The 12,265-nt window shown below is 74.3% G+C and carries 10 protein-coding genes; 3 read left to right on the top strand and 7 right to left on the bottom strand.

Annotated features, from left to right (window positions below; genetic code table 11):
• Positions 1–2: 2 nt before the first annotated feature.
• Positions 3–1,160 carry a UDP-N-acetylglucosamine--N-acetylmuramyl-(pentapeptide) pyrophosphoryl-undecaprenol N-acetylglucosamine transferase gene (locus AB0G11_RS38780; RefSeq protein ID WP_357591641.1) on the top strand — a complete coding sequence of 386 codons (1,158 nt, stop codon included), beginning with the start codon at positions 3–5 and terminating at the stop codon, positions 1,158–1,160.
• Here the strand turns inward: AB0G11_RS38780 and AB0G11_RS38775 are convergent.
• The 6 genes from AB0G11_RS38775 to AB0G11_RS38750 all read right to left on the bottom strand — a co-directional run bounded on the left by AB0G11_RS38775 (position 1,145) and on the right by AB0G11_RS38750 (position 7,288).
• Positions 1,145–2,020: a hypothetical protein gene (locus AB0G11_RS38775; protein WP_357591640.1), complete on the bottom strand. Its 876-nt coding sequence runs from the start codon at positions 2,018–2,020 to the stop codon at positions 1,145–1,147. The two genes, AB0G11_RS38780 and AB0G11_RS38775, sit on opposite strands and share 16 nt — an antisense overlap.
• 70 nt (positions 2,021–2,090) lie before the next feature.
• A complete protein-coding gene (locus AB0G11_RS38770; protein WP_308126127.1) occupies positions 2,091–2,996 on the bottom strand; it encodes a hypothetical protein in 906 nt (301 codons plus the stop codon).
• Between the two features lie 69 nt (positions 2,997–3,065).
• Positions 3,066–3,947 (bottom strand): hypothetical protein, encoded by an 882-nt coding sequence (locus tag AB0G11_RS38765; protein WP_219514936.1) that lies wholly within the window; start codon positions 3,945–3,947, stop codon positions 3,066–3,068.
• 184 nt (positions 3,948–4,131) lie between these two features.
• Positions 4,132–4,779 carry a response regulator transcription factor gene (locus AB0G11_RS38760; protein ID WP_219514938.1) on the bottom strand — a complete coding sequence of 216 codons (648 nt, stop codon included), beginning with the start codon at positions 4,777–4,779 and terminating at the stop codon, positions 4,132–4,134.
• On the bottom strand, positions 4,776–5,933 hold the full coding sequence (locus AB0G11_RS38755) for a histidine kinase (RefSeq protein WP_357591638.1): 1,158 nt from the start codon (positions 5,931–5,933) through the stop codon (positions 4,776–4,778). The genes AB0G11_RS38760 and AB0G11_RS38755 overlap by 4 nt, the downstream gene beginning before the upstream one ends.
• Positions 5,930–7,288 carry a hypothetical protein gene (locus AB0G11_RS38750; RefSeq protein WP_357591636.1) on the bottom strand — a complete coding sequence of 453 codons (1,359 nt, stop codon included), beginning with the start codon at positions 7,286–7,288 and terminating at the stop codon, positions 5,930–5,932. Before AB0G11_RS38750 ends, AB0G11_RS38755 begins: the two co-directional genes overlap by 4 nt.
• Before the next feature lie 154 nt (positions 7,289–7,442).
• Between AB0G11_RS38750 and AB0G11_RS38745 the strand changes: the two genes are divergently transcribed.
• Together AB0G11_RS38745 and AB0G11_RS38740 are read left to right on the top strand one after the other, a co-directional pair.
• Positions 7,443–8,099 (top strand): response regulator transcription factor, encoded by a 657-nt coding sequence (locus AB0G11_RS38745; RefSeq protein ID WP_357591634.1) that lies wholly within the window; start codon positions 7,443–7,445, stop codon positions 8,097–8,099.
• On the top strand, positions 8,096–9,238 hold the full coding sequence (locus tag AB0G11_RS38740; RefSeq protein WP_219514945.1) for a HAMP domain-containing sensor histidine kinase: 1,143 nt from the start codon (positions 8,096–8,098) through the stop codon (positions 9,236–9,238). Before AB0G11_RS38745 ends, AB0G11_RS38740 begins: the two co-directional genes overlap by 4 nt.
• On the opposite strand, the gene AB0G11_RS38735 is transcribed toward AB0G11_RS38740, so the two are convergent.
• The gene (locus tag AB0G11_RS38735; protein ID WP_219514947.1) at positions 9,235–12,261 is read right to left on the bottom strand and encodes a hypothetical protein; all 3,027 of its coding nucleotides are present in this window, start codon (positions 12,259–12,261) and stop codon (positions 9,235–9,237) included. The two genes, AB0G11_RS38740 and AB0G11_RS38735, sit on opposite strands and share 4 nt — an antisense overlap.
• Positions 12,262–12,265 lie beyond the last annotated feature (4 nt).

Genomic DNA, 12,265 nt, shown 5'->3' with positions numbered 1-12,265 from the left:
GCATGTCACGAACCCTGCGACTGCTGATCACCGGCGGCGGCACCGGCGGTCACACCTACCCGGCTCTGACGACCATGGCGGCGCTGCGGCGTCACCAGGTGCCGCACGACGTGCTCTGGGTGGGCACGGCCGGCGGGCTGGAGGCCCGTCTCACCGCCGAGCACGGCATCCCGTTCAAGGCGATCACCACGGGCAAGCTGCGCCGCCGGCCCAACCTGCGCGAGCTCGGCACCAACGTCGCCGACGTGTTCCGCATCCCGGTGGGCGTGTTCCAGGCGATCGGGCACGCCGCCCGCTACCTGCCCGACGTGGTGCTGTCGACCGGGGGTTACGTGGCGGTGCCGATCGGGGTGGCGGCCAAGCTGATCCGCCGGCCGCTGGTCATGCACGAGCAGACCACGGTGGTGGGGCTGGCCAACCGCATCCTGTCGCGGCTGGCGACCCGGATCGCGCTGTCGCACGAGTCGTCGCTGGACTACCTGCCGGCCTCGGCGCGCTCCAAGGCGGTCGTGACGGGCAACCCGGTCCGGCCGGAGCTGCTGCAGGGCAACCGGGCCGCCGCCTACGACCTGTTCGGGCTGACGTTCGAGGTGCCGCTGATCTACGTGACGGGCGGCGCGCAGGGCAGCAAGCAGATCAACACGCTGATCGCCGAGCTGCTGCCCCGGCTGCTGCCGCACGCCCAGGTGGTGCACCAGTGCGGGCCGGCCTGGATCGAGCAGATGCGGGCGGTGGAGCTGCCGCCGGGGCTGGCCGACCGCTACCATCCGGTGCCGTACGTGGGCTCGGAGCTGCCCGACCTGTACGCGGCGGCCGACGTGGTGATCGCGCGCAGCGGCGCCGGCACCGTGTCGGAGCTGACCGCGATCGGCAAGCCGTCGGTGCTGATCCCGCTCATCCCGACGGGCGGTGACGAGCAGCGCAAGAACGCCGCCTACCTGATGTCCTCGGGGGCGGGGCGGGCGCTGCTGGAGCCGCACCCGACGGCCGACGACCTGCTGGCCGAGCTGATGCCGCTGCTGACCGATCCGGAGCTGCGGGCGGCGATGGGCGAGGCCGCGCGCAAGCTGGGCCGCGTCGACGCCGCCGACGTGCTGGCCGACCTGCTCGTACGCACCTGCCAGGACGCCCAGGGGATCGCGGGTCAGGGCTCCAGATAGCGGAAGGCCTCGTGGGCGGAGTTGAGGCTGCGCCGCAGGGCCTGCTCCAGCTGGTCGGCGTCGCGGCTGAGCCGCTCGATCTCCGGCACGGCGAAGCCGTCGGCGCCCGACTCGGCCACCAGTTCCTCGTACTGGTGCAGCCGCCCGCGCAGCTCCTCGATCTGGTGGTGGGCCCGGAAGGCGCGCTCGGCCTCGGCGACGTTGGCGGCGTAACGTTCCAGCGCCTCGACCCGGGCAACGACGGCGTCCTCGCTGCTGTCGAGCGCCCGGGCCAGCGGCTCGGCCACGGCCGCGACCTCGGGGGTGACGGCGCCGGTCACGGTCCGGCGGTGCTTGCTGCGCAGCGACGACAGCTTGGCCAGCAGCCGGGCGATCTCCCATTCCTGGGCGGGCAGCATCACCGAGTTGCGTACGTCGTCGAGCAGGCCCTCCATGTTGACGGCCGACTCGGTCACCGCCTTGATCGCCTTCTGGGCGCGGGCCAGCAGCCTGCGGGACGACTCGTCGAGGTCGTCGGCCAGCACGTAGCGGCCCTCGTACCAGCGGAGCTGCTCGTAGATCTGCCGGTCGACGACGGCCTCGTCGTCATCGTCGGAGAGGTCGGTGCGGATGAAGGCGGCGACCAGGACGGGGATGCCGATGAAGATGAGGAGCAGCCCGACGCCTCCGCGCATCGCGCCGAGCGCCATGAGGGCGGCTCCGGCGGCCACCACGGCGATGATCATGCCGACGCCGCGGCGCTTGGCGGGGGGCGGCGGCGGGGGGACCCAGCCTCGCCGCATCCGGGTCAGGACCTTGCCGCTGTCCCGGATCAGTTGCGCGTCCTCCGGCGGCACCCCCGGATCCACCACCACTTCCACAAATCGGGATCCTAGGGGAATTTCTCTTTGCCGGCTTCATTCTCCTGCTGGTTATCGGTAATTGCGCATTTCATTCGCGTAAATGGCGGAATGCCTCTTGGGCTGAAGTGACGCTGTCCCGCAGGGCCTGTTCCAGCCGGCCGGCGTCCTCGGCCAGGCGGCTCAGCTCGGGCACGGCCGAATCGTCGGCGCCCGATTCGGCCAGCAGTTCCTCGTAACTGGACAGGCGGGCGCCGAGCCGCTCGATCTGGTCGCGGGCGCGGTAGGCGCGTTCGGCGTCGGCGACGTGGCCCGCGTAACGTTCCAGCGCCTCGACGCGGGCCAGCACGGCGGCCTCGCTGCTGTCGAGGGCCTGGGCCAGCGGCTCGGCGACGGCCGCCACCTCCGGGGTGATGCCCTCGGCCACCACCCCGCGATGCTCGGCGCGCAGCTCCGACAGCTTGGCCAGCAGCCGGGCGATCTCCCACTCCTGGGCGGGCAGCATCACCGCGTTGCGGATGTCGTCGAGCAGCCCTTCGGCGTGCACGTTCGAGTCCAGGACGGCGTCGACGGCCGTCTGGGCCCGGGTCATCAGGGCGCGGGCCGCCTCGTCCAGGTCCTCGCGCAGCACGAACCGGCCGGCGTAGCGGCGGGCGCTGTCGTAGACCTGGCGCTCGATCTCGTGCCGCCGCTCCACCTCGGCGTCCGGGCGGGGCCTGGCCAGCACGGCGACGGCCAGCAGCGCGGCCAGCGTCATCACGGCGACGAACGGCGTGTAGCGGCCGGCCAGGAAGAACCCGAGCCCGGCGGACATCGCCATCAGCGCCCCGACGGTCGCCACTGTCCGGGTCACCAGGCCGACGGCGGGCGGGTGGCGGTGCGCGGGGACCCAGCCGGAACGGACGCGCAGCAGCAGTTTGCGGTTGCCGCGGAGCAGGTCGGCGGTCGCGGCTGGAACAGTGGGCTCGACTATCACCTTCGCAGGACGACCGGGCACATTTTGATCCTATGTGGCGCTATGTCCCGGCGGCAGGCCCTGCGGTCAGCTCACGCCGTCCGGCGCGGGTCAGCTCTCCAGATAGCGAAAAGCCTCGTGCGCGGAGGTGACGCTGCGCCGCAGCGCCCGCTCGACGTCCTCGGCGTCCTCGCTGAGCCGGTCGAGCTCGGGCACGGCCAGCGCGTCGGCGCCCGACTCGGCCAGCAGCTCCTCGTAGCGCGGCAGCCGGGCGCGCAGCTCCTCGATCTGGGCGCGCGCGTGGTAGGCGCGCTCGGCGTCGGCGACGTGGCGGGCGTAACGTTCCAGCGCCTCGACCCGGGCCAGGATGGCCGCCTCGCTGCCGGCCAGGGCGTTGTCCAGGGGGCGCACGACGGCGGCGACCTCGGGGGCGATGCCGCGTTCCGTCAGCTCGCGGTGCTCGGCGCGCAGCGCCGACAGCTTGGCCAGCAGCCTGGCCAGCTCCCACTCCTGCTCGGGCAGGATCACCGCGTTGCGCGCGTCGTCCAGCAGGCCCTCGGCGTTGACGTGGGAGCGCAGGACGGTGCCGATGGCCCGTTGCGCCCGGGCCAGCATCCGGGCCGCGTCCTCGTCGAAGTCCCCGGGTAACAGGTAGCGGCCCTCGTACCAGCGGGCCTGCTCGTAGACGGCCCGCTCGCGCGGCCGGTCGTCCTCGGGCACCTCGCTGATGCCAGCGATCCTGAACAGGACGACGAGCACGAACATCGCCAGCACCATGAACCCCAGCACGGACAGCGGCGTGTCCCGCAGCACCGCCACCACCGCGACGACCACCGGGGTGGCGGCCAGCAGCGCGAGGCTCGACGGGCCGCGCGGCCGCTCGATCGGCTCCACGGGGGGCGGCACCCAGCCGGCCCTGAACCTCGACAGGAGCGCCCCGCTGCCCCGCAGCATCCCGGCGACCTCCGGCGGCACGGTGGGATCGACCACCACACCCACGCCCTGTCTCGGCACCCTGGCGCCCCCAACACTCGCGATGCCCGAATTTTACGTAACAATCCGCCGAAACGGCAGCCTCGAACCAGCCCGACCTCACCGGCCGCCCAGCAGCCGGGCCGTCCCCGAGCCGTCCGGGGCTCTGGTGACGGCCTGGCCGATGGGCGGGTTCCGGCCCGGCTCAGGGGCGGCCGGGACGGACCAGGCCGGTCTCGTAGCCGAGGACGACGAGCTGCGCCCGGTCGTGCACGCCGAGCTTGGCCATCATCCGGTTCACGTGCGTCTTGACCGTGGCCGGGCTCATGAACAGCTCCCCCGCGATCTGCCCGTTCGTCAGCCCGCGCGCCACGCCGGTCAGGACCTCGCGTTCGCGGGCGGTGAGCGGGGCGAGCCGGGCGGGGCTGAGGTCCGGCGGGCGGGCGGTGAACTCCTCGATGAGCCGCCGCGTGACCCCCGGCGACAGCAGCGCGTCGCCCCGGGCGGCCACCCGGACGGCGTGCCGGATCTCGGCGGGGTCGGCGTCCTTGACGAGGAAGCCGCTCGCGCCGGAACGCAGCGCCTCGTAGACGTACTCGTCGAGGTCGAAGGTGGTGACCACGACGACGCGGGTGCGGGTCGCGGCGATCTCACGGGTGGCGGCCAGGCCGTCGAGGCCGGGCATGCGGATGTCCATGAGCACCACGTCGGGGTCGAGGCGGGCGGCCTGCCGGACCGCGTCGCGGCCGTCGGCGGCCTCACCGACGACGGACAGGTCGTCCTCGGGGTCGATCAGCGCGCGCAGGCCGGCCCGGACGAGCGGCTGGTCGTCGGCGAGCAGTACGGTGATCACGCGGGCAGCCAGGCGTCGACGCGGAACCCGCCCGCGGGCCCGTCACCGGTGCTCAGCCGCCCGCCGGCGGCCGCGACGCGCTCCGCCATCCCGGTGAGGCCGTGCCCCTGAGCCTGCCCGCGAGCATGGGCTTGCTCGGGCTCCGGTCCGGGCGAGGCCGGGGCGGCTCCGGCTCCGGCGCCGTCGTCCTCGACGCGCACGCGGACGGCGTCCGGCTCGTACGTGAGCGTCACGGCGGCGCGGGTCGCGGCGGCGTGCCGGAGCGTGTTGGTCAGCGCCTCCTGGACGATCCGGTAGACGGCCAGGTCGACGACGGGCGGCAGGTCCCGGCGCGCCCCGGCGACCTCCAGCGTGACGGGCAGCCCGGCGCTCCCGGCCAGCGCGGGGAGCTGTGCCGCCCCGGGCTGCGGCTGCCGTTCCCCCGCCCCGGCCGCGGTGGGGCGGAGAATCCCGAGGATGGTCTTCATCTCGGTCATCGCCTGGCGGCTGGAGGCGCGGATGACCTGGAGGGCGGCGGCGGCCTCGGGCGGCCCGCCCGCGCGGGTCACCGCCTCGGCGGCGACGGCGGCGTGCAGGGCGATGACCGAGATCGTGTGGGAGGTGACGTCGTGCAGCTCCCTGGCGACCCGCAGCCGTTCCTCCTGGGCGCGCCGCAGCGCCTCCTCCTCGCGGGTGCGCTCGGCGTCGGCGGCGCGCCGTTCGGCCTCGGCGGTGTGGTCGCGGCGGGCCCGCGACACCTCGGCGGGCTGGGCGACGACGAGGACGAGCAGCGCCCAGATGACGACGCCGACGAGCCGGTCCGCCGAGGGGTGGGCGATCGCGCCGGTCAGCGGCACGGCGACCAGGAACGCCGCCCCGGCCCACCCGGCGGCGCGGCGCCCGGCGTCGATGGCGGCGAACACGGCGATCAGCGCGGGCGCGCACCAGAACGCGTAGGCGTAGCCCTGGACGAAGCAGAGCGCGGCCGCCCCGGCGCAGGCGACGAGCGCCGCCACGGGGTCGCGCGGCAGCCAGGCCAGCCCGAGCGCGGCGACGGCCAGCAGCACGTAGCCGGCCAGGTCGAGCGGCCGGGCGTCCGGCTGGTTGCCGGTGGCCAGGAGGGTCGAGTACACCACGACCACGCCCATGCCGCAGACCAGGGCGAAGGTCTTCATACGGGCACGGTAACGCGTTCCCGTACGGGCGCGCGATGCCGCGGACGCGGTATCGCGGCTACGGCCAGCGCGGCAGCCACGGCGGCCAGGGGGATGGCGGGCAGCACGTACCGGTGGTCGAAGTCCAGCGCGGCGACCGGCGCGACGAGCAGGAACATCGCGAACGTCCAGGGCAGCAGCGCGGCCCGGCGGCGGCCGATCGAGCCCGCCGCCCCGGCCAGCAGCATCACCCCGAACAGCGTCCCGTGCAGGAACCACGGGTACGGGTAGGCGGCCAGGATCGACCCGAACGGCTCCACCGAGCGCATGCCGCGGATGTCCGGGTCGTACTCGGCGCGCACCTTGTCCACCAGCGGGTTGCCCGGCAGGGTCCAGGTGCCGTACGGGAAGCGGGAGGTGGGCGTCATGCGGTCGGGGTGCGGCACGGGCTCCCAGGTGAAGGCGAGCGCGGTGTTGGCGGCCACCTCGCGCAGGTAGTCGAGCGGCTGGGCGGCGATGGCGCGCACGGCGAAGGAGCGGGCCAGGTCGTTGTGCGCGAACCGGCCGCCGGGCAGCCGGTTGAGCGACGCGCCGGGCGCCCACACGTACTCGGAGGCGGCGTCCAGGACGGTGCCGTTGGGGCAGAGCGGGGCCTCCTCGGGCGGCGGCTTGATGATCGAGCAGTCGGCGAACGTCATGGTGCGCGCCCAGAGCGCGACGCCGTCGGAGCCGCTGAGCGCGAAGCGGCCGTTGTGCTGGGCGTACCAGCCGGCGTAGCCGATCAGCGGCAGCGCGCCCGCCAGGGCGAGCGCGACGACGCCCCGCCAGGGGACGCGGCGCAGCAGCAGCCACAGGACGGCCAGGCCGATCAGCGGCGCGGCGGCGGTGCGAGTGACCCCGGCGAGCGCGAGCAGCAGCCCGGCGAGCGCGGCGGCCCGCCAGGTGACCTCCTCGCGCCACATCAGCGCGCACAGTGCGGCCACGACGAGCGCGATGACCTGGAGGTCGGACAGGATGGCGTGCTCCAGCCTGACGAACGCGGGGTCGAACAGCACGGGCACGGCGGCGAGCGTGGCCCCCCAGCCGGGCAGCCCGCGCCGCCGCAGCAGGGCGTAGATCATGACGGCGATGCCGAGGCCGATCGCGTGCTGCACCCCGGCGATCAGCTCGACGCTGCCGAACGGCCGCATCAGCCACAGGAACGCGGAGTAGCCGGCGGGGTGGAAGGCCCCGCGCGGCTGCAGGTGGACCGCCGTGTCCAGGTACGTGAACGAGTCGTACCAGTACACCATCGCGGTGTCGTAGCCGAGCATGACGAGCACCCGCAGGGCGGCGGCGAGCGCGAGGACGACGGCGAACAGGCGGTGCGCGGCCATGCGGCACTCCCCCCGGGCGGGCCGGGCGGATCCCGGCCGGAGGGGAGAAAGTCCAGCGCCGGGCGCATAACCCGGGCGTCACCTGAAGTGGTTACGTCGGCGTTATGCCTTTAAGGTCACACTGTTCTTCATTTATGGATCTTTGGGGGCCAAGGTGCGTGTCTTGATCGCCGAGGACGAGCGGATGCTCGCCGACTCGATCGCGGAGGGACTGCGGAACGAGGCGCTCGCCGTGGACGTGGCCTACGACGGGGAGGCCGCGCTGGAACGCCTGGGCGTCCACGACTACGACGTGCTGATCCTGGACCGCGACCTGCCGGGCAGGCACGGGGACGAGGTGTGCGCGCACGTGGTGGAGCGCGGCTGGCTGGTGCGGGTGCTCATGCTGACCGCCGCGTCTGACCTGCGCTCCAGGGTGGCGGGGCTGTCGCTGGGGGCCGACGACTACCTGCCGAAGCCGTTCGCGTTCGAGGAGCTGCTGGCGCGGGTGCACGCCCTCGGGCGGCGGGCCAGGCGGGCCGACCCGCCGATGCTGGAGCGAGCCGGGGTGCGGCTGGACTGGGCGCACCGGCAGGTGTTCCGCGAGGGCCGGTACGTGCCGCTGGCGCGCAAGGAGTTCGGCGTGCTGGCCGAGCTGCTGCGGGCGCGGGGCGCGGTGGTGTCGGCGGAGGAGCTGCTGGAGAAGGTGTGGGACGAGCACATCGACCCGTTCACCAACACCGTGCGGACCACGATGATGAAGCTGCGCAAGAAGCTCGGCCAGCCGCAGGTCATCGAGACGGTGCCGGGGTCGGGGTATCGCATCCCATGAGCGTCCGACTGCGTTTCGGCCTGGCCTGCGCCGGGGTGTTCCTCGTGGCGGGCGTGCTGGTGCTGGCGGGCGTGCACGTCGTGGTGCAGCAGAGCCTCAGTTACCGCTCCGGGCTCATCACCCCCGACTACGTCCGCGACGCCGGCTGGATCACCCACCGCTACAGCACCGTCTACGAGTTCACCCGCGACCGCGTCATGCACGTGCGCGCCGTGTACGAGCGCGACACGCTCGCCAACGTGCGCACCGTCGGCGCGCTCGTCGTGCTGGGCGGCGCGGCCGTGGCGTTCGCGCTGGGCTGGCGGGCCGCCGGCTGGGCGCTGCGCCCGGTCCGGCACGCCACCGAGACCGCCCGGCGGGTGGCGCAGAGCCACGACCTGACCGAGCGGATCGGCTGGCGGGGGCCGCGCGACGAGGTCAAGGAACTGACCGACATCTTCGACACCATGCTCGACCGGCTGGCCCGCTCGTTCGACGGGCAGCGGCGCTTCGTCGCCAACGCCTCGCACGAGCTGCGCACGCCGCTGACGATCAACCGGACGCTGGTGGACGTGGCGGTGCGGCGGCCGGACGCGACCGAGGACGTCAAACGGCTCGGCGAGTCGCTGCTGCTGGTCAACGCCCGGCACGAGCGGCTCATCGACGGCCTGCTGGCGCTGACCGAGGGCGAGCAGGCGGTGCTGGACCGGCGGCCGTTCGACCTGACGGACGTGGCCGAGCACGTGCTCGACCTGGCCGCCGCCGAGGCGCAGGACCGGGAGGTGACGATCCACCGGCTGCTCGACGCCGCGCCGACCGCCGGCGAGGCGGTGCTGGTGGAGCGGCTGGTGCAGAACCTGGTGGAGAACGCGATCCGCCACAACCACCCCAAGGGCGAGGTGTGGGTGACGACGCGGCAGCGGGCCGAGCAGGTCGAGCTCGTCGTGGCCAACACCGGGCTGCAGGTGCCCCCGTACGAGATCGAGACGATCTTCCAGCCGTTCCGGCGGCTGCACGGCGACCGGTTGCGCTCCGAGCGCGGCAGCGGGCTCGGGCTGTCGATCGTCCGGGTGATCGCCGAGGCGCACGGCGGCACGGTCGTCGCCCGGCCCCGCGAGGAGGGCGGGCTGACGATCACGGTCGAGCTCCCGGCCGCCTAGGGGCTGTGGATCTTGCGGAGCACGTCCTCCGGGATGCCCGCCTGCACGAGGCTCTCCCAGCTCTCGAACCGCTCGGCGATCATCGACTCGACGAGCGGGCGCAGCAGCGCGTGCTCGGCGCCGCCGTGCAGCAGCTCGCTGAGGATGCGGCCGCGCTCGGCGAACGGCAGCGCGCCGCCGTCCAGCGTGACCGCGTGCGCGATCAGGCCGAGCAGCCGGCCGCCGCCGGAGATGTTCGCGGCGGTGACGGCGCCGATCGCGTCCAGGTAGAGGGCGACGCGTTCCTCGGGCCCCGCCGGGCCGCCGGTCAGCAGCTCCTGCACCAGGTGGGTGGCGCTGGCCACGTTCCCCGACGGGCGCAGCACGAGCGGCAGGTCGGCGTCGTCGGCGAGCAGGTCGGCCAGCAGGTCGGTGTCGAGGCTGAGCAGGTAGGGGCGCTCGGCGAAGGCCCGGGTGCGGTGGCGCAGCACGGTGGCCCGCTGCCGCATCCGGTGGTCGAACCACCAGCTCAGCCCCTCGGCCGCGGGCGGCTCGGGGGCGCCGCCCAGCAGCACGTCCCGCTCGCCGCCCTCCGACACGCGCTGCGCGGGCAGCGCCGCGAGCAGCCCGTTCCAGCCGTCCTCGCCGAGCTGGCTGCGCCACAGATGCGCGTACGACGCCCAGCGGGCCAGGTGGTCGCCGTCGCCGAGCAGCTCCGAGACGCGGACCGGCTCCCCCGCGGCGGCCGCGTACAGCAGGGTGAGGTTGGCGGAGTAGGCGGCCAGCCGCCGCGTGACGGGATGGCGTACGGGCTCGAAGGCGGTGAAGGAGCGGCGGCGGCGCTCGTGCAGCGACTCGCGCAGCAGCGCGCCGAGCAGGCTGACCGCGCGGGCGCGCACGTCGGCGGGCAGCGCCGACAGCAGCTCGACGGCGAAGCCGATCGCCGGGCCGCGTTCGGCCAGGCAGGAGAACGAGGTGACGGCGTAGAGCAGGTCGTCGTCGAGGTCCTGGGCGGGGGCGGCGGCCAGCTCGCTGTCGAGCAGGTCGTGCCGCCGCACGAGCTCGCGCACCGCGTGGACGGCCAGCCAGCCGACGAGGAACTCGCCGAACGTGGCGTGCAGGAACTCGTAGCGCGGCACCCGGTCGCCGGGCTCGGTGCGGTGCACGAAGAAGAAGCGGCGGGTGGCGCGGCGGGCCCAGTTGACGGTGCCGCCGGCGTCGCGGCGGGCCTGCCCGCACACGGCGGCCAGGTCGGCGTCCAGCGCCGCCTCCGCCGCGACCGGCCGGCCGCGGGCGAACATCGACAGCGCCACCACGCCGAGCTGCACCAGCTCCCGGTCGACCAGGGCGCGCTGGCGGGCCGGGGGCAGCCCGCCCGCCGCGGCGTCCTTGGCCACCTCGCGCTGGGCGAAGTCGCGGATCAGCGACTCGTACAGGGCGGCGCGGCCGATGCCGGTGCCGTCGGGCCGCACCGGGTCGCCGGTGGCGTCGTGCAGCGCGAGCAGCAGCAGAAGCAGCGGCTGGGTGGCGAGCTCGCCGTGGGCGAGCGCCGCGTCGGCGCTCAGCGGCACCCGGTCGTGGCGGGCCAGCAGCGCCCGGTTGGTCTGGTCCCAGATGTCCAGCCAGCGCCGCACCTGGTCCTCCTCGAACGGCTGGAGCTGCAGCGCCAGCACGCCCTCGGGGAACCTGACCTGGTCGGCGAGCACGGTGCGGCCGGTCACGATCACCGCGACGGGCCTGCCCACCCGGTACTGCCCGGCCTGGAACTCCTGGATCTGCTCCAGGTAGTCGTGGCGGCTGGAGATCAGCTCGTCGAAGCCGTCGAGCATGACGACCGGCAGCGCGCCGCCGCCCGCGTCGACCAGCTCCTCGAAGCGCACCTCCTCGCCGAGCACGTTGCGCAGGCCCTGGTCGATCTGGGAGATGACGGTGGACTCGGCGACGACGTGGCGCAGCTCGACCCTGATCGGCAGGAACTCCGAGCCGGCCAGCCGGGCGGCGAGCACCTCGGCCAGCTTGGACTTGCCCGCGCCGGGCTCGCCGAGCACGACGAGCGGCGCCTGCGTGGCGCCGAGCGAGGTGAGGTGGCCGACCAGGAACGCCTCCGCGTCGGGCAGCCGGCGGCGGTCGTTCCACCAGCTCCGGGCAGCGGGCGTGGCCTCGCGGGTCATCTCCGCGACCCGGCAGCGGGGGCTGATGTAGCCCTCGCCGAGCAGCGGCAGCGTGACGTCCTCGGGCGCGGTGCCGCCCGACATGAGCGGCTGGTCCAGGGCGGTGGCGGCGAGCCGCACCAGGTGGATCATCGGCCGGTCGCCCAGGCGGGGCGGGGCCAGCTCCGCCAGCAACCGCGCCACCCGCGACAGGCCGGCGCCGAGCGGCGGCGTCTCGGTGACCAGGCTCCACATGCCGAACTCGGGGTTGTCGCGGCTGAGCAGCCGGTAGTCCTCGTCGTAGACGCGCAGCGCCTGCGCGGCGGTGCCGTCGGCGAGCAGGATCGGCAGCCGGGTGCGGTCGCCCGCGCGCAGCTTCTCCCACAGGGGCAGCCCGCGCGCGTAGGCGGTGACCGCCTCGGACATCCGCTGGTGGACGCGCTGGACGGCCTGCCGGGTCTCCTCGTACGGGCGGTGCGGCTCGGGCATCGGCAGCGGGGTCAGCAGCAGGCTCTCCACCAGGGCGGCGAACCGTTCGGCGGGACCGGTGCCCGGGTGGGCGGTGTGGTCGAGCGACTCCAGCCCGACCGGCAGCCGCGCCTCGCCCAGCGCCTCGAAGTACGCCGACACGACGATCACCGCGTGGGCCGCGGCCAGCCGCCGGGTGCGCTCGAAGCGGTGGCCGCCTCGGCCGGTCATCCGGCGGACCACGTCCTCGGTGTAACGGACCACGTCGGCGCGCAGGTCGAGCAGGCCCATCGGCAGACGCGCGCCGCCGGCCAGCGCCCAGCCGGTCAGCGACACGGTCGAGGCGAGGTCGACGAGTTTGACGAGGCGGCTCTGGTCGCAGCCGAGAATCTTCAGGGCGTCGGCGTAGCTGAGGATGTCCGTCATGCGC

This window comes from Nonomuraea sp. NPDC023979 (assembly GCF_040639085.1).
Lineage (GTDB): Bacteria > Actinomycetota > Actinomycetes > Streptosporangiales > Streptosporangiaceae > Nonomuraea > Nonomuraea ceibae.
The sequence above is the reverse complement of the archived record's forward strand: the minus strand, read 5'-3'. Positions and strand labels throughout refer to the sequence as shown.